This is a genomic window from Psychrobacter sp. APC 3279, assembly GCF_030407795.1.
Lineage (GTDB): Bacteria > Pseudomonadota > Gammaproteobacteria > Pseudomonadales > Moraxellaceae > Psychrobacter.
The window spans coordinates 100,013-126,418 of sequence record NZ_JASDCR010000003.1 but is presented as its reverse complement, the minus strand read 5'-3'; the positions used below and the strand labels follow the sequence as shown (position 1 = coordinate 126,418).

Sequence of the window (26,406 nt, the reverse complement as noted above, 5' to 3'; positions counted from 1 at the left end):
TTATATGTTCCGAGGAGCAGCGTAAGATTCAACTGTATGCAACAGATTTATCAATGTAGCTAAGAACTCACTTTTCTTTATTCTTGAAGTGATAGTATTATTGCTATCAAAAAATTTCCCAAAAAATATCAGACATTCATCTTCTTGGTAAATGTAAAATAGAGATTTGTTAGTAGATAAGTCATAGAACAAAAAGTTAGTTATCTCACTACTGCTATCGTAAACTTCAGTTTCAGTTTCAGTTTCAGTTTCAGTTTCAGTTTCAGTTTCAGTTTCATAAAAAATATCGTGTAGCTTGCTTAGTGGTGTATTGATCAAGCTTTTATTTAGGTGAAATTCGCCATCAGTAATAAGTTCTATTTCTTTCTTAATATTGTTAACAAGTGGAAACGCATAATAACTATTATCTTGATAACTGATGTTTACTGAGTTCACAATAATATCCATCACTATGAATGGCTTTTCCATTTTGTGTATTTTAAAAGCAATAGTTTCTGTATTTCCGAGAGTGATCATATTTTGCTCTTAAATGCTTTAGGCTTGATAGTATTTGCAGCTCTTACCTTTTCACCTATCTATAAAAACTTACGCAGTTACAAACTCCCCACCACATACCCTGTACAAGGCGCATCTGCAATCCACTTCGCCACAAGATTTTTATCAGTGGCTACGCTTGCATCTAGAGGCAAAAACACGGCACTACCAGAGCCGGTCATTCGTGCTGTGCCGAGTGTTTGCGCTTCTAACCCCTGTAGATAACTTAAGGCATCTGCAACAGCAGGAGCGAGGCTCATGACCACTGGGGTAAAGACATTATGATAAGGCGTAGTGAGCGTTTGTAGATAGTCAGCGTATTGGTTTTGGATAGTTGCAACCGATAGGGGCGCGATATCTCGCTGTAGTTTAGGATGCGCAAATAACTTGGCAGTATTGACATGAGCGTTGGGCGTCAGTACTAAATAGTGCTGGTCAGGCAACTCAATCGTAGTCAGTTCTTCACCAATACCCATCGCAATAGCATCTTGGCCAAAGATAAATATAGGTACATCTGCGCCTACAGTCGCGCCAATCTTTATAAGTTCATCACAAGTAAAATTAAGCTGCCAAATATCATTGAGCACCAGCATAGTCGTTGCTGCATTAGATGAGCCACCGCCTAGACCCGCGCCCATTGGCAAGTGCTTATCTAAAGCGATATGCACTTTTGCTAATTGCTCAGGCAAAATATTTGACTGTATGGCAGATGCTAGCAATGCGCGCGCCGCTTTGAAAATCAAGTTGTCTTCTACATCAGCCGTGATCGTCTCTGCACCAGCTAATACTAATAGCTGATGACAGAGGGTGTTGGCATCTAATCCATTATCAGCCGTTTGTATCACAGTATCATCAGCAACCGAAAAATGCAGACAATCGCCCCAGTCGAGCAGGCGAAATACGGTCTGCAAATTATGATAGCCGTCAGTCCGCTTGCCTGTGATATGCAAAAATAAATTGAGCTTTGCAGGGGACAAACGCGTAACAGTAGAGCCAGATGCTTCGTCTATATTTTTAATCATGTTTTTTTATCATAAGGTACGGTCATAAACGGCTATGGTAATGAGCAATACTGGCTGATTTTTCAGTGGTGATACACTAGTAATGACGGACTAGTGATTGATCGTCATCACAACTTTATTGCCCTGTGGCTGCACGGCACTGATTTTACTAGGGAGCTTGTCATTCCCTTTATAAGTAAAGCTAGCACTCCAGTCGCCGTTGACTGAGCTGACCAATCGATTTTGAGCATCGAGCTTTGGGGCGCTATCTGAAGGCGCTGGGCGACCAGAGATCCAGTAAGGCATTTGTGAGATGGGCGCTTGCCAACCAGTGGCTTTTTTGAGCAAGGTTTCAGGATCGTCAGCGGTCAATGTACCTGTCTTTTCGCTGACTAGCGTGGCGGTTTGACCGTTGTACTCGATGTTGGTTTTGCCAATGCCGAGCGCGCCGATGAGTTCAATAGCAAAGCGATCGTTTTCTTGTCCCCATGCATAAAACGCACTACCGCCTTGGGTGCCTGAGGTGTCATTAGCAGGTGTGGTCACCCCAATTTTACCCGTGATATTAAAGCTCTCTAGCTTTTTGGGCTGATCAGCGTTTTGACCTTGCATCGTGGTTGGTTGATTGGTCGCGTTGGCTGTCTTTAATGACTGACAACCAGAGGTAATGACCATTGCTGCAGTCATAGCAGTAAACAGAGCCAATTTATTTGGTTTATAAGAAGTGATTGATGCTGACATAATAGTTTCTCAAAATGGAAAGATGAACAAAGATATTAGCTTAAGCGTTATTTGTTGCTCGGTTATGCACGGCTGTTAGCTTCTTATAACGACCTTGTAATTTATAAATGCTTCGTTATTTATAAAAACCTTATCAACTATCATATCTCTGTGACTACAAAGCTCGAATAACATATCCAAAATCAGCGCTATTAATACAGCTGTATGCGGTCATTGATATTATGCTGTCCAAATGAGAAGCGCTGCTGCAAATCTGCGAGTAATGCCTCAACTTTGTCATTGTTACCTAAGCCTTGATAGGCGCGCAATAAAAGCGTACCTGAGCGCAGAGTTGGTAGCACATCATAAGGTGTCTGTAGGTAGTCGATGACCTGCTGATAGTTTTCTTTGGCCAGTGCATTACCCGCCAATACATTGAGAGCTTGCAGATGAAGGTCATTATCATAGCGTGGGTCGTCATAGCGAATTTGGATAATTGCTGTGGCGAGTGCCAGACCTTGTTCAGAGCTACGCTCGTTGGCCAGTAGCAACTGTGCATAGCTTAACTGATAGGATAAGTTACTAGGATCTAATGCCTGCAAATGGTTGAGCAGGGTGCGCTTAACGACATAGTCTTCTTTATCATCTAAAAGCTGAGCCCGTGCAAAGAGTAGCATCTCATTGTCAGGATATTTACGAGCGGCACGAGTTAGTAGGCGCAGTGCTTCATCAGATTCGTTTTGTTGCCACAAGATATCGGCTTGCATGACAAAAGTGTCAGGCGCGAATACTGTGAAGTCTTTGCGCAGCTTCTCTAAAGTCGCGATTGCTCCATCGACGTCGTTATCGAGTAACTCAAACGCCACTACCTTTCTACGCGCTTCCAATACCAAATCCTCTTGCATGACGCCATTGAGGTAGTATTTGGCTTGATCGAACAACTGCTGACGCTCAGCACTGATACCCAGATAATAATAGGCTTGATCAAGATAAGCTGGACTCTTGGCAAGCATATTGAGTAGCTCATCGGCACTAGCATATTCTTCGATATCTAGGCTCACTAAAGCTGCGAGCAGAGTAATTTCAGAATCATCACTGAAGCGGCTATGCGCTTCAAGTAGTAACTTCCAAGCTTGTTCGCTTTGCTTTAAATCTAATAAATAGCGAATCTCGTATAGATATAAGCTTTTGCTATCAGGATTACGTAGACGAGCTTGACTGACATAATTGATGACGGTTTCTGCGGTCACAATTTTACGCAATATATCGGCTTTTAACGTGATAAAAGGCACGTAGTCTGGCTGACGTTCTAGCGCTCGATTGATATGAACGATAGCGACTTCAGGTTCGTTAAACTGATAGAGTAAACCCGCTTTTAATACCGACAATGAGGCATTTTGCTCGCTATCCAGTGGTTGCAACGCAGCAAGCAGCTCACGTTTGTCATCATCATTGTTTGGATAAATACCTATAAGGATTTCGCTTAAGTCTGCACGTGGGTCATAGCGCAAGATGCGGTTTAACGTTTCACCCGCTAATATATAGTCGTGGGCACGTAAGGCCAAATGCGCGACATAAAACCACGCAGGCACATGGTCAGGGTTTTGGTCTTGCCATGTCTTAGCAAACTGTAATGAGTCTTCAACCCTTTCGTTACGCAAAGACAAGCTAAGCGCTCTCTCAAACACGGCTGTCGCATCTTCTTTAAAAGACTGTTGCTTATAAATAGAGACCGCCCGTCGTTTGTCATCGCGATCAGCAGCAAACTCGGCATCCAGTAGAGCGTACAAGCTTGGTTCTCTAAGCTCAGGCTGCCATAGACTGGCTGGCGCTAAGCCATTAATGGTTTTTACGTTTTCTATAGTAAGCGTATCTTCATTATAAGGTGTATCAATCGCGGCATTACTATCATTTACTTTATTGCCATTTAGCTTATTGTTAGCTGCTTTATTCTCAGTAGCAACGGATATCTTAGGAGTCTTTGCTTCTAGCAATACATCGGGATGGCTAGCATGAACAGGGGCTGCCAAACACAGGCATACAGCTAGAGACAACGCTAGCTTATACCGTTGACACAGGCGCTCAATAGCGACGTGCAATAAAGCACGAAAGCTAGAGTATTCGCTATAGGGATGTGGTGACCGAAGTAATGACCCAAAAAAAATCATAGATAGCCGTATTCGCCCATGGTTTACCTACACAGATAAGGCAAGTTTGTTTTAATCATTTTAAGTTAAATATTGGCAATATGTACCCATGACAAACATTATAAGAGTAGACCGATGAGATAAACAATAGCATCCGTGTTACTCAGATATTGGAATGTCTGACTGTATGAATGTGCTACTAGTAGCGAGTACGTCGCCAAAGAACGACACTGCAGATGATTAAATATAGATAGGTCTGTCAAACTGAATATTATAGAAATATAACAAGTTAAGATAGAGTAAGCGAATGATTTAACAATATATTATTGACCATAAGTTAAAACCCAGCTATTGATTTTATAAATCGTATGAGTAGTTGATTTGTTACATTTGCGACCAGATACAGAGATATGGTTATCATAGATGGGTGAGTGTTAATTAAAGCCCGCAATAATGATATAATAGGCGGTTTTTAGGGTCTTCCTTTTTAGCGCTGTCGTCAAAAACTGTCTTTTAAAAATAATAAGATAGCGTAAGGGGCAACTGAGCTTCATGTTTATGGTCTATCGATAATGAGATTAGTGGTCATTGGGGTCAATCACAAAACTGCACCAGTCGCTCTGCGAGAGCGCTTGGCGCTTGTGGGTGACGATGTAAATGTCGCACTCAAACAAATAGAAGCCTTTACTGATGGTAGCGTGATCGTCTCTACTTGTAATCGCACTGAAATCTATGCGCTAGTACCACAAACGTCAACGTCGCAGCACGCTAATAGCCAACTATCTGACTCACAATCATCCGATATACAGGATGTCAAAGCTGCTGGCCAGTCATCATCCAATAATACTTTATCCAACAATGCTTTTAGTAGTAGCATGAATATCTCGTCTGCTGCGATTAGTGCGCATATTACCAAAATCAAAATGTGGCTGGCTGACTTCAAGCAGCTACCACTCGTTGATATTGATCCTTATCTCTATGTACATCGTGATACCCATGCACTGACTCATTGGTTGAGAGTAGCGGCTGGTCTCGACTCTATGATACTGGGTGAGCCCCAGATTCTCGGTCAAATCAAAAACTCTGTGCATCTGGCTCAAGACCAAAAAGTACTCAGCAATCAGCTCGGTTGGATCATCGATCAAGTATTCGCTGCCGCCAAACGAGTGCGTAACGAGACGCAGGTTGGCGCCCAAGCCGTATCGCTTAGCTTTGCTGCAGCCAAATTGGTCACACAGATATTTGATGATTTACCCAGTCGCACGCTTTTGGTCGTTGCGGCAGGTGAGATGAATCGCTTGGTTGCTACCCATATCGCAGGGCTAGGGGTCGGACGAGTCATTATCTGTAACCGTAATCCCGAACGTGCCGAAGCATTAGCGGCTGAGCTACGTGGCCCTAATCGCCGTGTAGACGTTAGACCCTTACAAGAGTTACCGCAAGTATTGGCAGAAGCTGATATTGTCAGCAGTTGTAGTGGTAGTATGGATTTGTTGATTGATAAGACAATGACCATACAAGCGCTCAAGCGTCGCCGTTATCAGCCAATGCTTATGATAGATTTAGCCGTACCGCGCGATATCGATTCGACCATTAGCCGTATTGATGATGTTTATCTGTACTCTGTCGATGATTTGCAGCATGTGATTGCAGGTAATATCGAGCAGCGTCGCCAAGCAGCAGTGGATGCTGAGCTGCTAGTCAGTCAATTGGTGGTTGAGATAGACCGTCGCTTTCAAGTTCGCCAAGTCGGTAAAGATATTCAGCAATATCGCGCGTGTACTCAAGGTCAGGTGGATAAGCTGCTGCATGAATCTATTGCTAAGCTGCAACAGGACGATGTCAGTCCAGAAGATATCATCACTGAGCTGTCACGACGTTTGACTCAAACATTGACCCATGCGCCATCGAAACTTATGCGCAAAGCTGCCCGCGAAGGCGATAGTGAACTGCTAGACTTCGTGGTGTCAGGACTACAAGATGCTCATCGAGGGCACTGATGTTTTCACCGTGGCTTTATAAATCAAAATTTATCAACCAATACAATACCTACCAATAAATGCTCGATAGCGCAAGTCATATCGTTGCCTGAGCGTATCGTTGTCAACCTTCAGTATCAGTGCTAATATCAAGCTCTCATGGATGGCTTAGGTCAAGATATGTGCTGGTGTTTGCTCGTAATATGACTATAAATATATTAACTTCACGTTAGTAGACCTCATCAGTGTTCGTTATTTTTTATTTGTTTAAAAATAATGCATCTCTAGACAGCGCAAGACCTCACCATCAAATAATAGCACTTGACTACAGTGCTATCTAATCCATGTCGCATATTATCTAACCATACACTAGGAGTGTTCAATGCCTGCATTACGTCAAGATATCGATCCAAACGGCTTATTAGAGTATTCAGTGGTTTATACCGATCGCGCGCTGAACCATATGTCAAAAGCTTTTCAGCAAGTGATGAATGACCTATCTAGTGACCTAAAATCTATGTATAACGCGGACGCCGTGGTGATCGTTCCTGGTTCTGGTACTTATGGTATGGAAGCAGTCGCTCGCCAGTTGGCAAATGATGAAGACTGCCTAATCATTCGTAATGGCTGGTTCAGCTATCGTTGGACGCAAATCCTAGAAAAAGGCAAAATCGCCAAATCATCTACAGTCCTTACGGCCAATCGTGCCGATGATAGTGTGTCGCCAAAGCCGTTTGCTCCAGTCGACATCGATATGGCTGTAGCCAAAATTAAAGAAGAAAAGCCAGCAGTTGTATTTGCCCCGCATGTTGAAACCTCATCGGGCATCATCTTATCAGATGACTATATCAAAGCGTTGAGCGAAGCTGTGCATAGTGTTGGCGGATTGTTAGTCATTGATTGCATCGCCTCAGGCTGTGTATGGCTAGATATGAAAGCGTTGGGCATCGATGTACTGATTAGTGCACCGCAAAAAGGCTGGAGCAGTACACCGGGCGCTGGCTTGGTCATGCTAAGCGATGCTGCTGTCAAAAAAGTAGACAGTACTGAGTCTGATAGCTTTAGTATCGACCTAAAGCAATGGCTAAACATCATGCGTGCCTACGAGAATGGCGGTCATGCTTACCATGCAACGATGCCGACAGACAGCTTACGTCAGTTCCGTGATGCTGTGAATGAGGCCAAAGCGATCGGTTTTGATAAATTGTGTAACGCGCAGTGGACACTTGGCAAACGTATCCGCGAAGTATTAGAAGCCAAAGGCGTTGAGAGCGTTGCTGCTGAAGGTTTTAAAGCGCCAGGTGTTGTCGTCTCTTATACTGATCGTGATGACATGCATAAGGGTAGCGCGTTTGCTGAAATCGGGGTGCAAATCGCTGCTGGCGTACCATTGAAAGTGGGCGAGCCTGATAACTTTAAGACTTTCCGCTTGGGTCTGTTTGGTTTGGACAAGTTGACTGATATCGATGGCACAGTAGAGCGTTTTGAAACGGCACTTGATAAAGTGCTGGGTCAGTAAAGATACCAATTAAGAGAGCTGATAAAGATAGTAATATGATAGCTTGTTAAGTCTTTTTCACTGCCGTTTTTAAAGCCTTTGCGGTACAGTCTTTACAGTTATAAAAAATACTGAACTATTAGGGCGTGTCCCTAATTCAGTTTACAATGAATCATAGTACAAGCCAGATACAGCATAGACTTGTAATTTCGAGCCAACTTCTCGTAGCGTGTTGCAATACTACGGAAGTGCTTTAGCCTTGCAAACGTGTTTTCAACCAAGTGTCGTAGCTTATATAAATAGTGATCAAACGCTACATCTGGTTGTTTAGCATTTTTTCTTTTAGGGATAACAGGGCTTATGTTGTCTTGCTTTAGCCTGTTTCTAATGGTTTCAGAATCATAAGCTTTATCAGCAATGAAGTAGGTCGCATCCGTTAGCATCTCTATGATGTCATCTACCGCTTGGCTGTCGTGGATGTCACCCCCAGTGATTTTAAAATCAATCGGGTTTCCATGCGAGTCGACGGCGAGATGTATCTTGGTGGTGGTTCCACCTCGAGATTTTCCAGTGGCTCGAAGCTCTCCTCGTCTGGCGCCGCTTGAATGCTGATGACAGCGGATGTAGCTTCCGTCTGCGAATACCCATTCTTCATCAATACTTGCTCGTAGGTCAAAAAAAATTGTTCCCATAAGCCTTTTTTTGACAACCTGTTAAAGCGGTTGTAGGCTGTTTTCCATGGGCACAGCTCACCCGGTATATCACGCCATGGGGCGCCCGTACGAAGTTTCCACAATATGGCTTCCATGACTTGCCTGTCGTTTTTCCAAGTATGACAGCCATGAGCCTTCATGGTACTTTGGAGTTGTTCCCATGTATTATCATTGAGCACTGTTCTTGCCATAATTTAGAGAGCCATGTTTGAAATAGTCTCTTTATTTTAAAGGCTTTATAATTACTTTTCCAGATTAGGGACACGCCCTAGCATTATGCTAGGTTCAGTATTTTTTTACCTTTTTATTATATTTTATAATATAATGTATTTTTATAAACTAATACTCAAGTACGTATTTAATAAACTTAATCAGGTAGTCCGTTATGAGCATACAAATAGACTGGCAAGCATTTACGCCGATCTCCTTAGTTGGGGGGCTGATGCTAGGCGTAGCGACGGTTATCTTACTGCTAGGCATCGGTCGTATAGCAGGTATCAGTGGTATTTTTTCAAGCCTACTAAAACCCAAGCGTGTAGAGATGTGGCAGGTGCTATTCATACTGGGTTTGGTCATCTCACCGCTGTTATATCAGTTGGCAAGACCACTGCCTGAGGTAGCTATCAGTAGCTCTTTGCCATTATTGATTGGAGCAGGGTTACTGGTCGGTTTTGGCACGCGTTTAGGTTCTGGATGCACGAGTGGACATGGTATCTGTGGTAATGCACGGCTGTCTCCACGGTCATTGGCAGCGACCGTCACCTTTATGCTGTTTGGAATTGTGACCGTTTATATCGGTCGACACGTACTAGGCCTGCTATAGCGAATTCATGGCAGATTGCCAGATGAATGCTAATAATTGGGCTCACGCGCGAACGACATATGATTGTTAATAAAAGATAATAATAGCGAGATACGACGATGCTAAAAAATATAATCGGATTGCTGGCAGGACTACTGTTTGGACTGGGACTACTGGTGTCAGGTATGACCGATCCTATAAAGGTACAAGGGTTTTTGGACGTATTTGGCGCATGGGATATCTCCCTTGCACTGGTGATGGGTGGTGGTCTGATCGTCGCTTTCTTCGGTGTGCGATTGGCAAAGCGTCAACAGAGCAGTTGGATTGGCACACCAATTGATATGCCGAGCAAAACTGTCATTAATAAAAAATTGCTTATCGGTGCGATGTTGTTCGGTATCGGCTGGGGGCTGGTTGGTATTTGCCCAGGACCTGGAGTTGTATTGCTCGGTACTGGTCAATGGCAAGCCTATGTCTTTATTCCTGCCATGATTATAGGAATGCTAGTTTATCAACGGCTTGAGACTAAGCTTGGCTAGTATAATTAGTTCTCTATAAATTGGATACGGTGTCAGCCTCGCTTAGTCTACTATTTGTAGTACTTTCACTTGGCTTCCTTGTCTCCAAATTATATTGAACCAACTATAGTATAAATAGGCTAGCACTCGAAAAAAGGTCAGCTATATATATGTAGCTGACCTTTTTGATGAATGTTAATTGATGATATGACTTAACAAGTCATCGTTTTATTTAGCGCTGTCGGTTACTTTTGGTGTTTCGTGTGCCAATGATTTTGCTGCTTGGCGTAGCTCAAATTTTTGCACTTTGCCGGTACTGGTCTTGGGTATTTCTGCAAAGACAATATGTTTCGGCACTTTAAAACCTGCTAGGTGCTGACTACAATGCTCGATCACAGTATCACGTTGCAGCGTGCTACCAGTGTGAATTTCGATAAAGGCGACGGGTACTTCGCCCCATTTATCATGTGGCGCGGCGACGACGGCACAGCTTTCAATCGCAGGTAGTTTATACAAGACGTTTTCTACCTCGATACTAGAGATATTCTCACCGCCTGAAATGATGATATCTTTTAGTCTGTCCATAATTTTGATATAGCCATCAGGGTATTTAACACCCAAATCGCCTGTACGGAACCAGCCATCAGCGAATGCTTCTTCGGTAGCCTTGCGGCTTTTTAGGTAACCTTTCATCACCATATTGCCACGCAGTGCCAGCTCACCCATCTCTTCTCCGTCAGCGGCGACTGGCTCGGTAGTACCTTGTTTAAATACTTCAAACCCTGCCATCAAGTGAGAAGTCATGCCTTGACGTGATTTCTTTTGAGCGCGTGTGGCCACATCAAGCTCATCCCATTCTTCCTGCTCAGCGCAGACCGTCACTGGCCCGTATACTTCGGTGAGACCGTAGACGTGCGAAATATGAAAACTCATTGCTTCCATCGCGGCCAGCATGGTTTCAGACGGCGGTGCACCAGCGACCCAACCTTTGACGGTATGGGTGATGGCTTCTTTATACTCAGGTTTGCCGCCAGCAATCATATTGTGCACGACTGGCGCAGAGCAGTAATGGCTAACTTGATGCTTGGCAATCAGCTGCAATATCAAATCAGCATCAATTTTTCGCAAGCATACATTGACCCCAGCACGTTCAGCGATGGTCCACGGAAAGCACCAGCCGTTGCAGTGAAACAGTGGCAGCGTCCATAGATACATCGGGTGTTTGGGCATGTCCCAATCTAAAATATTAGAGACAGCATTGAGAGTTGCGCCGCGATGGTGATAGACCACGCCTTTGGGTTTGCCTGTCGTCCCAGAGGTATAGTTCAGCGCAATAGCATCCCACTCATCTGTCGGCATCTCCCAGTTATCCAAACTATCTGAACTGGTTACTAATGCTTCATAGCTCATGTGCCCAAAGTGCTCGACATCGACAGCTTTATCCGTTGAATGAATAACGATTAAATCTGGAAAAGTCTCATTGATGATTTCAGCATGCTCAGCAAATTCGCTGTCTAGAATTAAAACCTTTGCTTCGGAATGCTGCAAACAAAAGGTAAGTGCATTGATATCAAGACGGGTGTTCAAAGTACAAAGGACACCGCCTGACATCGGCACACCAAAGGCGCATTCGACCATCGCTGGCGTGTTTGGCAGCATCACGGCTACGGTATCGTTTTTATCGATACCTAATTTTCGCAAGCCGTCAGCCAGTTTGCGACAGCGGGTATAGGTCTGTTGCCATGTCTGAGTGAGGTTATTGTGTTCTAGGTCGTCATAAATGATGGCAGTCTTATTAGGATAAACTTGCGCGCTGCGAATGATAAAATCGATAGGGGTAAGTGGTTGATGATTGGCGGCGTTTTTGCCAAGACCTGTATGGAAATCTGTCATGATGATAGTCCTTTATCGTATTTCTATAATGCGTCAGTACATTAACGTCAGTATATTATTTAGTACAGTAATCTAGCATAGAAATTATAGGTATAAGTCGATATTTATCGATTTATATCTTAGTCTAATCTCTAAGTGACATTAAGCTAACGGTATATAGTCTACCTCAAAAGTTGACTGGGTTTTGTGATGTTTGCTTAACCATATGCCACAGTACAGCCTGATACACCGTCCCGCTCGTTATAGCAATTAATATAGTGCTCACTCATCAGTCGCTTGTCTGCATAGCTGACAATAATCGCGGTGTGTTACGATATCGAAGATGCTAAACCCTTAGCCCGATTAATTCTAAAAAGCCGTTTTTAAGAAGTAGCCTCATAAACTATTCATAAGGAAAATGATATGTCTGCCAGCCATAGTGCCAATACGATCCAAACCGCTAGCACCAATGAACACTATCCGCATTTATTTGAGCCACTAGATTTGGGCTTTACTACGCTAAAAAACCGTATGGTGATGGGCTCAATGCATACTGGGCTTGAAGACCGTTTCTATAATTACGGCAAGCTGGCGGCGTATTTTGCAGAACGTGCCAAGGGCGGCGTGGCAATGATGATTACTGGCGGTATCTCGCCCAATCGCGAAGGTTGGTTGTTGCCTGCTGGCGGAACGATGAATACTAAAGCTGATGTTATCAATCACCAGCGCGTTACCCGTGCTGTGCATAAGCACGACAGCAAAATCATCATGCAGATATTGCACAGTGGCCGCTATGGCTATCATCCATTTGCCGTATCCTCTAGCCCCATTAAGTCACCAATTTCACCGTTTAAACCACGCAAGATGAGCATCAAAAACATCGAGCAAACGGTAAAAGACTATGCTCGCTCAGCCAAACTTGCCAAGCAAGCAGGCTATGATGGCGTCGAAATCATGGGCTCTGAAGGTTATCTACTCAACCAGTTTTTATCAAGCCATGTGAATAAGCGTAAAGACATCTATGGTGGTGATATTCATGGACGTATGAAGTTCGCTGTCGACGTGGTCAAAGCGGTACGCGCGGCGACTGGCGAAGACTTTATTATTTTATTCCGCTTATCAGTGATTGATTTAGTCAAAGACGGTAACGTCATGGATGAAGTCATCACCGTGGCTAAGGCGCTAGAAGAAGCGGGCGTGACCATCATGAACACTGGTATCGGCTGGCATGAAGCGCGTGTTCCGACTATCGTGACTAGCGTGCCACGAGCCGCTTTCGTTGATTTCACCGCTGAAATCAAAAAGCATATCAGCATCCCGATGATGGCGGCCAACCGTATTAATATGCCAGAAACAGCAGAAGAAATCGTTGCGACTGGTCAAGCTGATATGATTCAGATGGCGCGTCCATTCTTGGCTGATGCGCATTGGGTCAATAAAGCCAAAAATGGACAGACAGATCGCATTAACACCTGTATTGCTTGTAACCAAGCCTGCCTTGACCATACGTTCGAAAACAAACGCTCGACTTGTTTGGTCAATCCGCAAGCTTGTTACGAGACTGAATTGGTCTATAAGAAAACCAAAAAACCGAAAAAAGTCGCTGTCATCGGTGGCGGGGTCGCTGGTATGTCAGCGGCTCATGTGGCGGCCTTACGTGGTCATGACGTGACTCTGTTTGAAGCTAAAGACGTGCTTGGCGGACAGTTTAACTATGCCAAAGTCATCCCTGGTAAAGAAGAGTTCTTTGAGACGATTCGCTACTATATTAATGAGCTTGAGCATTTGGGTGTTGAGATTAAACTGAACACCAAAGTCGATAAAGACATGCTTGAAAAAGCTAAGTTCCATCATGTCATCGTGGCAACGGGTGTCGTACCGAGAAGTCTAGAAGGTAAGCTCGAAGGGGCTGAGCTGCCACAAGTCATGAGCTATGCTGAGTTGCTGTCTGGCGAAAAAGCAGTGGGCAATACAGTCGCGGTCATCGGTGCTGGTGGTATCGGCTTTGATGTAAGTGAATATCTGACAGCCAATCATGGTAAGTCACTGGATGAAATCGGCCCTGAAGGACTTAAAGATCCAAGCTATCGCCCTGAGCCGCAGTCTATCAGCGAGTGGCGCGAAGAGTGGGGCGTGACCAACGATACTGACTATCAAAGTGATGGCGGTTTGGTGAAGCCGAAGGCTATTAAGCCCATTCGCCAAGTCTACCTCATGCAGCGTAGCAAAGGCCGTCTGGGTAGTGGTCTGAATAAGACCTCAGGCTGGGTACATCGCGCGCATATCAAATCGCACGGCGTCATTCAAGTCGCTGGCGTGCAGTATGACAAAATCACCAACGAAGGTATCTGGGTGACCAACGCGCAAGGTCAAAGCCAGCTACTCCGTGTCGATAGCGTCGTCGTCTGTGCTGGTCAAGAGTCCGTGGTCGAGCTAATGCCAAATGTTGGCGATGCGCCAGACGCGCAATATCACCTAATCGGCGGTGCTAAGCTAGCAGCTGAACTAGATGCCAAACGTGCGATTCGTGATGGTGCTGAAGTCGCTGCTCAGATCTAAGCTCTTTAGCATGAATGTTAAATAATGGACGGCGAGGGTATATCTCTTGCCGTCCTTTTTTATTTAGAGTGAAAATTTGACTTATTAAATTAGATCTTCAGTTCAGCTTATGTTTATTCTAAAAGAATCGAGAGGTTTTGTTCACTTACTCTCGTTCTAATATAATCCTGTCAAAATACCCTCGCATACCACAGTGCAGTCTTCTATATTGATCATCCATATCTCTTAATAGTAATTGAGTCTGGCCTTTATAAGTTGCTGGGTATAAACGCAGCTCAGCAGTTTTATTTGGCTGATCATCGTTGATGACCCAATGATTCTGTGACCATATGGCTTTACTCTCTCCTAAATCACAAGTATGAGCATTGGTAAAAATCAAAACGCCCTCGATAATAGAAAGATAAGGTTTATTAGCGACACTATGAATCGATACCGTGTTTTTTGCCTCTCCCGTATCTTCCCAGCGTTGAGTACCTGAATTATATATTAAGATTTGAGTGGTTTGAGAAAACTTACCAAATGCATTTTTACTCGGTAAATCGGAAGGACTTAACTCATCTGAAAAATTCCGAGCCACACCGTAATTGGTTTGCTCTTCGATATACTCTTTATACTCACGTATCAGACACTCTTCACTTTTACAGGTATTACGCTGAAAATTTAGCCATGTGCGTTGATTAGCAATGAACCTATCTTTAAAAGCTTTGCTGTCTTCATAGTCAGGAGCAGCGTCAAGATTGCTTTTATATTTTTTTGCCATTGTTTCATCAAGCTTAGAAAGCCCAGAGCTTTCGCAAACTGTTTTTTCTACCCACGTAACAGCCTTATTGCAATCAAAACTTGCTGAATTTGCATAAGTGGAAAGGAGGCAAGTGCCTAAAATACCGATTGTAGTGATGCATAACTTTTTCATATTGTCCTCATTTTTTAGAGCTTAATTGTATGTTAAGAAAGCTATAACTGTGATGTACGTGTCATCATCACTTTCTGCAAAAAAATCAGCCTCGTTAGCCTCACTCACCTACCAACTGCCAATATTTTCCATCGAAATCCAAGGCTCAGTAGGCTCTAGGTCTTCGCCATTTTGTAGCAGCTCAATTGAGATATTATTAGGGTCTTTAACAAAAGCCATATGGCCATCTCTAGGCGGTCTTAATATCTCGATCCCTGCCTGTATAAAGGTGTCGCACTGTGCGTATATGTTGTCGACTCTAAAGGCAAAGTGCCCAAAATTATCGCCATTGGTATACTCTCTTTCATCCCAGTTGTGCGTCACCTCAATCTCTGGCGCACCCTCATGCGTTGCTAAAAAATATAAGCTGAATCTGCCTGATTCGGAGTCTCTCTTTCTTAGCAGTTGTAAGCCCATAAGGTCACAATAGAAAAACAACGTTTCTTCTAGTTTGTTGGTTCTAATCATTGCATGTAAGTACTTCATTAAAATACCTTAATATTGATTATTCATAAAAAATCGAGTAATGGCAGGGTGCTTGTTATGCATCATTAATATACAAAGTCTCAAAGGGCGTATGTATGATATCCATACCGTTAATTACATAAAGCGCATTTGTGTCAGTAACTTTTTATCAAGCAGTGCAAGCAGCACACCCTGCAATACTTGCTAGATTAAATCTGACGTCGCAAAATCTTAACCTTCCATCTCCGCAACCAACCACTCCTCAAAATCATTCACCTGCATTGCCAACTCAGGTTGCGTTTTTGCTAGCTCAGCAAGCGCATCTTGAATCTCTTTCTTGTTATATCTAATACCAGTTAATGTCTCTTTAAGTAGGTCGATAAGCTCAACATTTAGCGCGTCAGAGAAAATAACAACTTCGGTAATCATCGCTTGCTTCACATCCATATGTACATCCATCATGCCCCAATCAAAGCGAGTCTCGATATGATGAGTGAACTCAGGCGTTTTACCAAAGCGCCAATCCCAATCTGCCATTTGTTGATAGTAAGCGTTTAGCGTGGGCTGCTTAGCAAGGCTGGCTTCATCTAATTGCTCAACCTGTGCAGTCTCTCCATGATATTCACAGAACGCTTCGATAATCGCATCAGATAAGGTCTCGTGATTGATAGTCTCATTAAAATCTACCAAGTTTGCCACGCGAGCACGCACAGATTTGATACCTTTTGCTTTCAGCTTTAGCGGATGCGGGTTCAGATAGTCGCCAAGCTTTTGCATGTTGGCATTGACCAGCAATGTGCCATGATGAAAGCTGCGATCGGCTGCATGTCTAAATGCGCTGCCCGATATTTTGTGGTCGCCGACCTGCATATCGTTACGACCAGACAGCGTGGCGTCTATGCCGAGTTTCTTAAGCGCATTGATGATGACGGTGAAGTTTGCTTCTTGATCGTAAGCATCACTGGGCGATAAAAAAGTAAAATTGGTATTACCCAAATCGTGAAACACAGCGCCGCCGCCGCTCTGACGCCGCGCTAAAAATACATCGTCTGCTTCCATTTTATCGGTTTTGCACTCTACCCATGGATTTTGTGAGCGTCCAATAACTACGGTTTCAGAGTTACGCCATAAAAATAGGGTATGCGAGTCGGGATTGAGCGTATTAAATATCCAATCTTCGGTGGCAAGGTTGAACCAAGGATTGGTCACAGCAGATTTTAGGATGCGCAGTTTCATGTATTTGACTCGTTAATAAACTGGGTTGGTGAGCAGATTTTATAAATAGGTAGCCCCATTCTTACCGATGTAGGTTTGTAATTCAATGGCTGTCGAATAGAGGGAGCGATCTTATCAGTGGCTTTGACAGTGGTGAAGACGTTGAGCATATAGAGAAAACGGTGAAAAAATTTCATAGAGGATGGTGCTAAGGTTGATGCTTCAGTTTTTAGCGGGCGGCAATAAAAGCCAAGCAAAACGCTCAGCTTTATTGCACTATAAATTGCCAGAGTATTTTGTTCTATTTAGCACAAATCTCCCACTGCGATTTTGTACTAAGATAACACTGCATAACCGCTTTACCAGACTGCGCATAGGCATCACTGACGATACGCTGATTGGTTGGCAGACGATATCTGATGATCGCTGGCTCGTCATTGACAGTGGTCGTCCATCCAGTCACTTCATTACGGTCATTATAGTTTGCACTGGTAGAGGTTGCCATTTTGCCAAACCCTGGCAGGTTATAGGAGACCTGTCTAAAACTATAACTCATCGCTGCACCCTCAGCGCCCTCATACTGACAGTTTAGCTTTTTTTGCAGTTTATCTTGTTTATAAACATAGCAAGTGGTCTCATCTGAGAACTGACCAACCCCGCAAAAACCTGCCGTTGCAACTGACATCATACCGATAAATAACGCTATCCTTTTCATAATCATTCCTCAATAATTTATAAATCCTACTAATGATGTTTGCCATCTATTTTTTGTATTGCCAAATACTAACCAATACCTTGTAGATAGTAGAAAATTAGTAAACAAATATCAATTGATATATTTTAAGAAAATCTTGAACTGATGTATTAAAGCTACTTTTAACATCAGTATTATTAAGAGTAGCTGACGTAGAATAGTATAATAAGAAGGGCTTACTATGACTGTGAATCTGTTTTTATAGGTATTGACCTGATTGTTTACTTAAGGATGACTTTGGAGTTCTTTAGTATGTGAATAGAAAGGCGATGGAATAGGCTAAAGTATAAGAAATATAGGATAAGCGCTGCTTGCTATATAGTGCTTACTAAGAGGGGTTTGTCCAGATTTATAGATTATAGAAAAGGTGAAAACCTTGAAACTGTGCTAAAAAAATTAATAAATGGATAAAAGCTCACTATAAATTTTATAAAAAATTACCCATCAAACAATTAAAAAGTTATCATCATGAGTTTTTAATCGCATGATAATTTTTACAACGCATCAGACGCTTATGACCGACACGAGTTGGTAAACGCAGTCTAAGCGCTTAATAGGATTACCCAATGACCAACCGTGACCTCATCATCTTTGTGACGCTCTCTTTTATGTGGTCACTCTCTTTCGTTTTTTATCGTATTGGCGTGCCTGAGTTTGGCTCATTGGCATTCGCCAGCTTGCGTGTGATATTCGCCGGATTGGTCATGTTGGTCTTTGTCTTGCTCAATAAGAAAAACAGAGTAGGCCTCAAGGAGCATTGGAAAATGCTAGCGCTCGTTGGCTTGTTTTCAGCAGCGCTGCCTTTTGTGTTGTTCTCGTTTTCCGCGCAATCAGTGAACGCAGGCGTGCTAGCCGTGCTAAATGCTTCTGTACCGATGATGAGTGGCTTTATCGCTAGAGTCTTCTTTAAAGATAGGTTATCAAAAAAACAAGCACTCGGTTTGGTCATCGGAGTGATTGGGGTAATCATACTGATGAGCGAAAGTTTATTTAGCGGCGGTGAGCCAGGAAAAGGGTTGGTTGAAGGGCTCCTACCAATGGGCTACGCGCTACTGGCCTGTGTAGGTTATGCGCTTGGGGCCAACATCACCAAAAACTATCTGTACGAAGTATCGCCAGTCGCTATCACCGCAGGATCGCTCATTATCGGTAGTATCATTATGCTGCCTGTGGCTTTTAATGAGTTCCCTTATGGTAAAGATATCAGCATAAAGGCGTGGGTATCCGTGATCTGTATCGGCGTATTTTCGACGGCCATTGCGCTTATTTTTATGAATCAGCTGATTAAAAATATTGGCCCGACGCGCGCCACTAGTATTACTTTAGTCATTCCAATTTTCGCCATTATTTTAGGGTATCTACTACTTGGTGAAGCCCTAAATATCCAAGCCATCATCGGTTCAGTAGTGATATTGTTTGGCACATATTTGTCACTAGAGCTGTCTGTCAAAAAAATGCTACAACAAAAGAATCCCACGCGGTCGGCGTGAGTTTAAGCTACGGTAAACTGTCTTCGTAGCCTTGAATTATAAAGATTCGAATATCTAAATATTGGTGTTTCTGTTTGTAAATATTGCTTGGAATAATCGCATTTGCCCCCTATAAAGAACTCGGCTTATGAGTAGCGTACTTCGCAAATTATAGAACTATAGCTAAGTGCTACCTACTAATATAAGTGCTATTTATTACCAATAATAGTAAACCTGATAGTAAGGTTTAAAACAATAAACAGGGCTTTTTATGGCACATGATAATTTATTTGAAACCGTCAAGATGGGTACCCAAACCCTAAAAAACCGCATCATTATGGCACCGTTGACGCGTCTGCGTTCGGTTGAGCCAAGTGATGTACCAACAGCACTGGCAAGCGAATATTATTCACAGCGTGCAGGTTCTGGCTTGGTAATCACTGAGGCGACACAAGTTTCTTTCCAAGCGAAAGGCTATGCTGGCGCGCCAGGCGTTCATACCAAGGACCAAATCACTGCGTGGAAAACCATCGTGGACAATGTCCATGCTAAAGGTGGCAAAATCGTCGTACAGCTATGGCATACAGGCTTAGTTTCTCACGAGAGTGTACAGCCAGATGGTAAAGCGCCTATCTCTGCTTCTAACGTTGATGTTGGTGTACGTACCTCACTACGTGACAGCGATAACCAAGCCATTCGTGTAGATGCAACGCCGCCACGTCCAGCCACGCTTGAAGAAATAAAACAAGTTATCGCTGACTTTGGTCAAGCCACTAAGAACGCTAAAGAAGCAGGTTTTGATGGAGTAGAGATTCATGGTGCCCACGGTTACCTATTGCATCAGTTTTGGGTTGAGCAAACCAACCAACGTGATGATGAATACGGCGGTAGCCGCGAAAACCGTGCGCGCTTGACGCTTGACGTTATCGATGCATGCGTAGATGCTTGGGATGCAGATCATGTTGGTATTCGTATTTCACCACTTGGTACGTTCAACAACGTAGAAGCTGGATATAACGAAGACGAAAATATCTGGATGATTGAGCAGATTAACAAACGCGGTATCATGTATCTGCATCTGTCAGAGCCAGATTGGGCAGGTGGCACGCCGTATAGCGAAGACTTCCGTAAGCGTGTGCGTGCTGCTTTTGATCAAATGATTATCGCAGCTGGTGGCTATACTGCCGAAAAAGCAGAGCAAAATGTAAAAGCAGGTTATATCGATGCAGTCGCCTTTGGTCGTGACTATATCGCCAACCCTGATTTGGCTGAGCGCATTCAAAAAGGCGCCCCGCTTAATGAGCAGCATCCAGAGTCTTTCTATGGTGGCGGTGCTGAAGGTTATACCGACTATCCATTTTTAGACCAAGCGTAATAGTTAGATTTTTAACTAAATAACGCAACATAAAAAGGCCGCTTAACTATCGATAGTTGAGCGGCTTTTTTTACGCTTAGACTTTAATTATTTACCGAAAATGCCTATTTGATAATCACGAAAGGTTTGACGTAGTTCCTCTTGAGTATTCATGACAAAGGGACCGTGACCTGCGACTGGTTCACCGATTGGCTCGCCGCTTAGCAGTAGCAATTTGATAGGTGTGTCTTCATCGGTAGTTGCAGGGTAGGTCAATTCGATAGTATCAGTCGTAGGTAAGGATAAATGTTCAGATTGAGTGCCTACATGATTTCGAGTAGGCGCTGAAAACTCTATTAGGCTACCTGCACTGACGGCTGTATCGTTGACCAATACTTGACCTTCTTGTACCAGCAGTAGGGTGTTATGCGTTTTCGGTACTTGTAGCGAGGTTGTACCTGCTTTATGTAGCTCGATATCCCACATATTGACTGGCGTAAAGGTCGTTGCTGCTCCCGCTATCCCATGCCAGTCACCGGCAATAATGGCGGCTTGGCCAATGACAGTTTGCTCGTCGCTATTGTCTATCAGATCAACGATAGGCATATCAGCACGTTTGATAGATTGATATTTGGGGTCGGTCAGTTTGTGGGCGCTTGGTAAGTTAACCCATAACTGCACCATACTAAAAACACCGCCACGTTGCCCAAAGGCTTCAGAGTGGAACTCTTCGTGCAGAATACCGCGACCCGCAGTCATCCACTGTACATCACCTTCTAAAATATCGCCGCGCCCACCGGTCGAGTCTGCATGGCTAATCTCACCTGAATAAGCGATGGTTACAGTCTCAAAACCTTTGTGTGGATGCAGTCCGATGCCATGCGGTTGCAGCTTATAATTAGGATTGGGCGAAAAGGTCGTGGGCTGACCGTAGTCAAATAATAAAAAAGGATCGGTATGGCTATAGTTAAAATCAGGATGATTATCGAGATGATTGATTAGGGTTTTTACAAAAAAGCCGTCACCTACCCAATGCGGTTTTTTATCACCATGAATATGCTTGATTGAACGCATGGATTACCTCATAAGTCTAAGTGGCATTGCTATCAATAGGATGAATGCCTTACGTTAATTCTACTATGAAAATAGACTTATGTTGTGTTTATTCTCATTGCTCTCTAAGATTACTGTTAAAACCCCTCAACTATCATCAAACATACTGTCAGTAATTATATGTATACTGATCGATTATCCAAATGCTGACAGTCATTAAAGCTACTATTATCGCTATAGATAGGGAGGCTATTGAAGTTATTAGACGACTTCACCACTGACAAAACCACTGGCCCAAGCCCATTGAAAATTATAACCGCCAAGCCAGCCAGTCACATCGAGTACCTCACCGATAAAGTACAAGTTATCTTGCAAGTTGCTTTGCATCGTTTTGGAAGATACCTCGTCGGTTGTGACGCCGCCGCGTGTGACCTCAGCCGTTCGATAGCCTTCCGTACCAGAGGGCTTGAGCTGCCAGCCATTGAGCGTAGCACCAAGTTCTGTAAGTCGCTCGTCTTTGATATTAGCAAGTTCTGTATCTTTGATGTCTTCCCACAGATGCGTCTGTAATGCTGCCAATAGCTTCTTGGGTAATGCGTTATCTGTATTTTCTGCCAATACGGTACGAATCAGTTGGCGTGGGTGTGATTTTTTACGAGTCAGTAAAAGCTCAGTGACGTCACTCTCAGGCAACAGATTGATACTGATGGTTTCGCCAGTCTGCCAATAGTTGGATAGCTGTAGCATGGCAGGGCCAGAGAGACCGCGATGGGTAAATAGGACGGGCAATTTAAAAGAGATACGCTCGTTACTGGCAATAACTGGCAGACTGATACCAGCCAAAGCGCGGATGAGATCGCCTGTTTTGTCAGTGAAAGTAAACGGCACAAGACTGGCGTCAGTAGGCACAAGCGTATGCCCGAACTGCTGTGCCAACTCATAGCCGATACCACTTGCTCCCATGGTCGGGATAGACAGACCACCAGTAGCGACAACTAAAGACTCACAGCTATAGCGTATCTGCGTAGATTGAGTGCCGCTCGCGATGTCTTTTTTACCAAGCTTTTTGCTCGTCGTTAGATAAAAGCGTTCGCCGTTATCATGAGCAGCAGTTTTGACATGATCAATCTGAGCATTAAGCTTTACTTGTACGCCTACAGCCGCACATTCATCTAGCAGCATAGACAAGATATCTTGTGCTGAGTCGTCACAGAACAGCTGACCATGTTCGCGCTCATGGTAGGCAATCTTATGCGACTCTACCATGCCGATAAACTCCCAACTCGGGTAACGACTTAGCGCTGATTTGCAGAAGTGGGGATTGGCACCGATAAAATGCTCAGGCTCCACAAAGTAATTGGTAAAGTTGCAGCGACCACCACCCGACATCAAAATCTTTTTGCCAGCTTTATTGGCATGATCTAACACCAATACGCGGCGACCGCGGCGACCAGCAGTCAGTGCGCAATACAATCCTGAAGCACCAGCACCGATGATAATGACGTCATAGTGGTTATCAGTAGATTTTTTGGCTGACGATGGATTACCCGCTGATGAATTGCTTGGCTTTGCTTGTTTTGACATTTGACTCATGATGATGACTTATAGAATAGGTTTGGATAGACGATATAAAGTAGCTAATTATACCATGCCAATAATGGCGGTGTTTTTAGGTGAGTAATATAAATAGCTTTTGTCGCTTGCTATAAATCGTTGAATAACTTTGATTTTTCTATAGACAACAATTCGTAGTTGGTATAATGTGAATACATGAATATGATTTGCTACTACTGCTGCCATGTTGATTACTTACTAAAACGCTGGTCGTTTTGATATGAAGAAAATGAATTTCTTTACAAGTAGTTGATGAAAAAGTCAGTCGATTGAACCGCTTATTCAAACATTGTCACGGACGATAATGTTAAGACAAAAGGGACTTTATGGATATCCTACAACTGCTCATTAGCGGGATTGCTAATGGTTGTATATATGGGCTGTTAGCGCTGGGTTTTGTACTCATTTACAAAGCCTCAGAAGCGGTCAATTTCGCCCAAGGCGACATGCTTATGCTCGGTGCCTTTTTAGGCATATCTTTCATCAATGCCGATCAGGCAAACCTTCCCTTCTTATTAGGCATCACCTTTGCTGCTGTCATCATGGGTGCATTTGGCTACTTACTTGATCGCTTTATCCTACGTGGTATTTTTGGTCAACCGCAATTTGCGATGGTCATCCTTACCATCTCGCTTGGTTTCTTGATGCGTTTTGTCGCTGGTGTCATCTGGGGACATAGCCCCGTCTCACTACAGACACCATTTTCAGGCAAGATGTTGGCATTAGGCTCACTGAGTATCGCTTATGTCGACATTATTATCATCATATCTACTATCGCATTAACCTCCATTTTGTACTTCTTTTTTGCCCACACGCGGCTTGGTATTGCGATGCAAGCCAGTAGTCAAAACCAAATGGCAGCCTACTATATGGGTATTCCTGTCAAGCGGGTCAACGGTATCGTTTGGGCATTGTCAGGGGTGGTTGCCGCACTTGCTGGAATACTATTTGCGGCCAAAGGTGCCATTGAACCTTCTGTCGGATTACTGTTCGGTATCAAGGCCTTCGCCGCTGCGGTAATCGGTGGCTTAGGCTCCTTGCCTGGTGCACTGGCAGGCGGATTGCTAGTAGGGGTGATAGAGCCCTTTGCTGGTCGTTATCTACCGCTAGGTCTTAGTCAAATTGCGCCTTATGTGGTTATGCTAATCGTACTAATCGTACGTCCGGGCGGTATTTTTTCTCAGGTCAAACAGAAAAAAGTATAGAAGCTTTGATCCAAGGCAGCTTTGATTCAAGGATGACAAAGCGGCCTCCAAATCTTTTCAAGGATGAGTACTGCCCATGAAAGCTCAGTTTAAACACAGCTATGATCAAGATATCAATATCTTTGATGACAAAAGCCAACTTATAAAGTATGGCGTGCTTCTTTTGCTACTACTGATGGCGCCTTGGTTATTGAGCAACTATTATATCAGTGAGCTAAGCGCCATATTGATTTGGTCAATCTCTGGACTCGGTCTGATGCTCTTGACCGGGCACACCGGACAGGTCAGCTTAGGTCATGCCGCCTTTATGGCGATAGGGGCATTTAGCCATATGGCACTGATGGCTCGAGGGTGGAATTTTTTCCCTGCTTTGATTGCCTGCGCACTCATCACTGGGGTTATCGGTGCGATCATCGCCAGACCTATCCTACGAACCAGCGGTATCTATTTAGCCATCGCAACCTTAGCGCTTAGTATTATCGTTGAGGACATCGCTATCGTAGCTGAGCCTATTACGGGTGGAATCTCTGGCACCTTTGCCTCTCCTATCAATCTGTTTGGCTACACCATCGATCGCTACATCACGCCCAAAGCCTTTTATTACTTATGCCTCGCACTCGTGGTGTTGGTTACCTTAGGGTATATCAACTTACTCAGAAGCGGCACTGGACGATCGTTCTTAGCCATCAGAGACAGTGAAGTATCCGCCCGCGCGCTTGGCGTCAATGTACCGCAAGCCAAAACGCTAGCTTTTAGCATATCTTGCGCGATTACCGCTGTTGGCGGCGCTATGTATGGGCATTTTGTACAAGCAGTCAATTATGAGAGCTTCACCGTTATCATCTCTATCACCATCCTTCTGCAGATTGTCATCGGTGGTTTGGGCTCCATACATGGTGCGTTTTTTGGTGCTGTCGTCGTTGTCTTATTACCACAAGTGATTGCTATCTTAGGCGATATGGTTGGTCAAGGTGCGGGCTCTAGTATCACCAGTATTCCTGGTATTGATACGGCGCTGTTTGCCTTAGTCATTGTCATTATGATTATCTATGAGCCACGCGGTATATACGGCATTTGGATAAAGATACGGACTTGGTTTCAAATGTTTCCGTTATATCGAAAAGGACTGTTTCGCCGTTCTAAAACTTATCTTAAGACGGAGCGTATGCGATGAGCTTATTAAAAGTTGACTCCTTATCTATCGCGTTCGGCGGTGTAAAAGCTGTTGATAATATTAGTTTTGAGGTAAACGAGGGGGAGGTATTCACTATCGTAGGGCCTAATGGCGCTGGCAAATCAACGATTTTTAACTTAATCAGTCGCTTGTACGAGCCGCTTAGTGGTCGTATTACCTTTGATGGTACTGATATTACCAAGCTACCTGCGCACGATATCGCAAAATTGGGTATCGCCCGTACGTTTCAAAATATCGAGTTATTTGATCACTCAAGCGTGCTTCAAAACCTGCTTATCGGTCGCCATTCGCAGCGCAATACGTCATGGATACAGGACTTATTGTTTTTGCCAAAAGTGCGCCGTAGCGAGCGCGAGCATCGTTTGCAAGTTGAAAAAATTATAGATTTTTTAGAGTTAGCCCCTTATCGAGATAAGCTCATTGCAGGTCTGCCTTACGGCATTAGAAAGGTGGTCGAGATTGCGCGCGCACTAGCCGCTAATCCAAAGCTTATTTTGCTCGATGAGCCGGCCTCTGGTCTTAGTGTAGAGGAGACGTCCGAGATGGCATGGTGGATCGAGGATATGCAAAAAGACTTAGGCTTGACTATCTTGATGGTAGAGCATGACATGAGTCTTGTGAATCGGGTGTCAGATCGCGTATTGGCCGTCGCTGAAGGTAAGTTTTTGGCTCAGGGCACGGCAGCTGAGGTGCAAGCCAATCCACAGGTTATTGAAGCCTATCTTGGACAGGAGAGTGTGTAATGTCAGCTATTAAAAAATCACTATCCTCTGCCGCGCCGGCTACC

The 26,406-nt window shown here is 43.9% G+C and carries 22 protein-coding genes; 10 read left to right on the top strand and 12 right to left on the bottom strand.

Going from position 1 to position 26,406, the window contains the following annotated elements; translation table 11 throughout:
* The 4 genes from QL898_RS02325 to QL898_RS02310 all read right to left on the bottom strand — a co-directional run bounded on the left by QL898_RS02325 (position 1) and on the right by QL898_RS02310 (position 4,285).
* A complete protein-coding gene (locus QL898_RS02325; RefSeq protein WP_290175657.1) occupies positions 1-516 on the bottom strand; it encodes a hypothetical protein in 516 nt (171 codons plus the stop codon).
* 77 nt (positions 517-593) lie between these two features.
* Entirely contained in the window at positions 594-1,556 is a 963-nt protein-coding gene (ispE, locus tag QL898_RS02320) for a 4-(cytidine 5'-diphospho)-2-C-methyl-D-erythritol kinase (RefSeq protein WP_290175656.1), read from the bottom strand.
* Positions 1,557-1,646: 90 nt separating this feature from the next.
* A complete protein-coding gene (gene lolB, locus QL898_RS02315) occupies positions 1,647-2,276 on the bottom strand; it encodes a lipoprotein insertase outer membrane protein LolB (protein WP_290175655.1) in 630 nt (209 codons plus the stop codon).
* A 191-nt stretch (positions 2,277-2,467) separates the two neighbouring features.
* Entirely contained in the window at positions 2,468-4,285 is a 1,818-nt protein-coding gene (locus QL898_RS02310; RefSeq protein WP_290175654.1) for a tetratricopeptide repeat protein, read from the bottom strand.
* 689 nt (positions 4,286-4,974) lie between these two features.
* Here QL898_RS02310 and hemA point away from each other — a divergent pair.
* Together hemA and QL898_RS02300 are read left to right on the top strand one after the other, a co-directional pair.
* Positions 4,975-6,402, top strand: coding sequence for a glutamyl-tRNA reductase (gene hemA / locus QL898_RS02305; RefSeq protein ID WP_290175653.1), 1,428 nt, complete (start codon positions 4,975-4,977; stop codon positions 6,400-6,402).
* 361 nt (positions 6,403-6,763) lie between these two features.
* A complete protein-coding gene (locus tag QL898_RS02300) occupies positions 6,764-7,900 on the top strand; it encodes an aminotransferase class V-fold PLP-dependent enzyme (protein ID WP_290175652.1) in 1,137 nt (378 codons plus the stop codon).
* A gap of 131 nt (positions 7,901-8,031) precedes the next feature.
* Here the strand turns inward: QL898_RS02300 and QL898_RS02295 are convergent.
* Positions 8,032-8,783, bottom strand: a protein-coding gene (locus QL898_RS02295) for an IS5 family transposase (RefSeq protein ID WP_201600579.1) whose coding sequence is annotated in 2 segments (ribosomal slippage) — positions 8,032-8,555 and positions 8,555-8,783 — 753 coding nt in all. Because the reading frame shifts where the segments join, the coding sequence is not laid out codon by codon here.
* A 194-nt stretch (positions 8,784-8,977) separates the two neighbouring features.
* Between QL898_RS02295 and QL898_RS02290 the strand changes: the two genes are divergently transcribed.
* Both QL898_RS02290 and QL898_RS02285 read left to right on the top strand, forming a co-directional pair.
* A complete protein-coding gene (locus tag QL898_RS02290; protein ID WP_290175651.1) occupies positions 8,978-9,415 on the top strand; it encodes a YeeE/YedE family protein in 438 nt (145 codons plus the stop codon).
* Between the two features lie 98 nt (positions 9,416-9,513).
* The gene (locus tag QL898_RS02285) at positions 9,514-9,933 is read left to right on the top strand and encodes a DUF6691 family protein (protein ID WP_290175650.1); all 420 of its coding nucleotides are present in this window, start codon (positions 9,514-9,516) and stop codon (positions 9,931-9,933) included.
* Between the two features lie 207 nt (positions 9,934-10,140).
* On the opposite strand, the gene QL898_RS02280 is transcribed toward QL898_RS02285, so the two are convergent.
* Entirely contained in the window at positions 10,141-11,805 is a 1,665-nt protein-coding gene (locus tag QL898_RS02280; protein ID WP_290175649.1) for an AMP-binding protein, read from the bottom strand.
* A gap of 402 nt (positions 11,806-12,207) precedes the next feature.
* On the opposite strand from QL898_RS02280, the gene QL898_RS02275 reads away from it, so the two are divergent.
* Positions 12,208-14,343 (top strand): NADPH-dependent 2,4-dienoyl-CoA reductase, encoded by a 2,136-nt coding sequence (locus tag QL898_RS02275; RefSeq protein ID WP_290175648.1) that lies wholly within the window; start codon positions 12,208-12,210, stop codon positions 14,341-14,343.
* Positions 14,344-14,488: 145 nt separating this feature from the next.
* On the opposite strand, the gene QL898_RS02270 is transcribed toward QL898_RS02275, so the two are convergent.
* The 4 genes from QL898_RS02270 to QL898_RS02255 form a co-directional block, all read right to left on the bottom strand.
* Complete coding sequence (locus QL898_RS02270) at positions 14,489-15,256, bottom strand: lysozyme inhibitor LprI family protein (RefSeq protein ID WP_290175647.1); 768 nt, start codon at positions 15,254-15,256, stop codon at positions 14,489-14,491.
* Between the two features lie 108 nt (positions 15,257-15,364).
* Positions 15,365-15,781 (bottom strand): VOC family protein, encoded by a 417-nt coding sequence (locus QL898_RS02265; RefSeq protein WP_290175646.1) that lies wholly within the window; start codon positions 15,779-15,781, stop codon positions 15,365-15,367.
* Between the two features lie 210 nt (positions 15,782-15,991).
* Entirely contained in the window at positions 15,992-16,996 is a 1,005-nt protein-coding gene (locus QL898_RS02260; protein WP_290175645.1) for a lipoate--protein ligase, read from the bottom strand.
* A 280-nt stretch (positions 16,997-17,276) separates the two neighbouring features.
* Entirely contained in the window at positions 17,277-17,690 is a 414-nt protein-coding gene (locus QL898_RS02255; RefSeq protein ID WP_101205128.1) for a hypothetical protein, read from the bottom strand.
* Positions 17,691-18,295: 605 nt separating this feature from the next.
* Here QL898_RS02255 and QL898_RS02250 point away from each other — a divergent pair.
* The gene (locus QL898_RS02250; protein WP_290175644.1) at positions 18,296-19,219 is read left to right on the top strand and encodes a DMT family transporter; all 924 of its coding nucleotides are present in this window, start codon (positions 18,296-18,298) and stop codon (positions 19,217-19,219) included.
* Positions 19,220-19,469: 250 nt separating this feature from the next.
* The gene (locus QL898_RS02245) at positions 19,470-20,573 is read left to right on the top strand and encodes an alkene reductase (protein WP_201568238.1); all 1,104 of its coding nucleotides are present in this window, start codon (positions 19,470-19,472) and stop codon (positions 20,571-20,573) included.
* An 87-nt stretch (positions 20,574-20,660) separates the two neighbouring features.
* Here QL898_RS02245 and QL898_RS02240 read toward each other — a convergent pair whose 3' ends face one another.
* Entirely contained in the window at positions 20,661-21,626 is a 966-nt protein-coding gene (locus QL898_RS02240) for a pirin family protein (RefSeq protein ID WP_290175643.1), read from the bottom strand.
* A gap of 240 nt (positions 21,627-21,866) precedes the next feature.
* The gene (locus QL898_RS02235; RefSeq protein ID WP_290175642.1) at positions 21,867-23,198 is read right to left on the bottom strand and encodes an NAD(P)/FAD-dependent oxidoreductase; all 1,332 of its coding nucleotides are present in this window, start codon (positions 23,196-23,198) and stop codon (positions 21,867-21,869) included.
* A gap of 347 nt (positions 23,199-23,545) precedes the next feature.
* Here QL898_RS02235 and QL898_RS02230 point away from each other — a divergent pair, with 347 nt between their 5' ends.
* From QL898_RS02230 to QL898_RS02220, 3 genes are all read left to right on the top strand, one after another.
* Complete coding sequence (locus tag QL898_RS02230) at positions 23,546-24,424, top strand: branched-chain amino acid ABC transporter permease (RefSeq protein ID WP_057758078.1); 879 nt, start codon at positions 23,546-23,548, stop codon at positions 24,422-24,424.
* A 76-nt stretch (positions 24,425-24,500) separates the two neighbouring features.
* Complete coding sequence (locus tag QL898_RS02225) at positions 24,501-25,598, top strand: branched-chain amino acid ABC transporter permease (RefSeq protein WP_201548966.1); 1,098 nt, start codon at positions 24,501-24,503, stop codon at positions 25,596-25,598.
* Positions 25,595-26,362, top strand: a complete 768-nt coding sequence (locus tag QL898_RS02220; protein WP_010196014.1) for an ABC transporter ATP-binding protein — start codon at positions 25,595-25,597, stop codon at positions 26,360-26,362. The genes QL898_RS02225 and QL898_RS02220 overlap by 4 nt, the downstream gene beginning before the upstream one ends.
* Positions 26,363-26,406 lie beyond the last annotated feature (44 nt).

What these genes read in the sequence shown, in the direction of transcription:
- QL898_RS02285 (WP_290175650.1), top strand. Translation starts at nt 9,514, where the DNA reads ATGCTAAAAAATATAATCGGATTGCTGGCAGGACTACTGTTTGGACTG.
- QL898_RS02220 (WP_010196014.1), top strand. Translation starts at nt 25,595, where the DNA reads ATGAGCTTATTAAAAGTTGACTCCTTATCTATCGCGTTCGGCGGTGTA.
- QL898_RS02260 (WP_290175645.1), bottom strand. Translation starts at nt 16,996, where the DNA reads ATGAAACTGCGCATCCTAAAATCTGCTGTGACCAATCCTTGGTTCAAC.
- ispE (WP_290175656.1), bottom strand. Translation starts at nt 1,556, where the DNA reads ATGATTAAAAATATAGACGAAGCATCTGGCTCTACTGTTACGCGTTTG.
- QL898_RS02290 (WP_290175651.1), top strand. Translation starts at nt 8,978, where the DNA reads ATGAGCATACAAATAGACTGGCAAGCATTTACGCCGATCTCCTTAGTT.
- QL898_RS02235 (WP_290175642.1), bottom strand. Translation starts at nt 23,198, where the DNA reads ATGAGTCAAATGTCAAAACAAGCAAAGCCAAGCAATTCATCAGCGGGT.
- QL898_RS02245 (WP_201568238.1), top strand. Translation starts at nt 19,470, where the DNA reads ATGGCACATGATAATTTATTTGAAACCGTCAAGATGGGTACCCAAACC.
- QL898_RS02300 (WP_290175652.1), top strand. Translation starts at nt 6,764, where the DNA reads ATGCCTGCATTACGTCAAGATATCGATCCAAACGGCTTATTAGAGTAT.
- QL898_RS02275 (WP_290175648.1), top strand. Translation starts at nt 12,208, where the DNA reads ATGTCTGCCAGCCATAGTGCCAATACGATCCAAACCGCTAGCACCAAT.
- QL898_RS02250 (WP_290175644.1), top strand. Translation starts at nt 18,296, where the DNA reads ATGACCAACCGTGACCTCATCATCTTTGTGACGCTCTCTTTTATGTGG.
- QL898_RS02270 (WP_290175647.1), bottom strand. Translation starts at nt 15,256, where the DNA reads ATGAAAAAGTTATGCATCACTACAATCGGTATTTTAGGCACTTGCCTC.
- QL898_RS02240 (WP_290175643.1), bottom strand. Translation starts at nt 21,626, where the DNA reads ATGCGTTCAATCAAGCATATTCATGGTGATAAAAAACCGCATTGGGTA.
- QL898_RS02265 (WP_290175646.1), bottom strand. Translation starts at nt 15,781, where the DNA reads ATGAAGTACTTACATGCAATGATTAGAACCAACAAACTAGAAGAAACG.
- QL898_RS02255 (WP_101205128.1), bottom strand. Translation starts at nt 17,690, where the DNA reads ATGAAAAGGATAGCGTTATTTATCGGTATGATGTCAGTTGCAACGGCA.
- hemA (WP_290175653.1), top strand. Translation starts at nt 4,975, where the DNA reads ATGAGATTAGTGGTCATTGGGGTCAATCACAAAACTGCACCAGTCGCT.
- QL898_RS02280 (WP_290175649.1), bottom strand. Translation starts at nt 11,805, where the DNA reads ATGACAGATTTCCATACAGGTCTTGGCAAAAACGCCGCCAATCATCAA.
- QL898_RS02225 (WP_201548966.1), top strand. Translation starts at nt 24,501, where the DNA reads ATGAAAGCTCAGTTTAAACACAGCTATGATCAAGATATCAATATCTTT.
- QL898_RS02230 (WP_057758078.1), top strand. Translation starts at nt 23,546, where the DNA reads ATGGATATCCTACAACTGCTCATTAGCGGGATTGCTAATGGTTGTATA.
- lolB (WP_290175655.1), bottom strand. Translation starts at nt 2,276, where the DNA reads ATGTCAGCATCAATCACTTCTTATAAACCAAATAAATTGGCTCTGTTT.
- QL898_RS02325 (WP_290175657.1), bottom strand. Translation starts at nt 516, where the DNA reads ATGATCACTCTCGGAAATACAGAAACTATTGCTTTTAAAATACACAAA.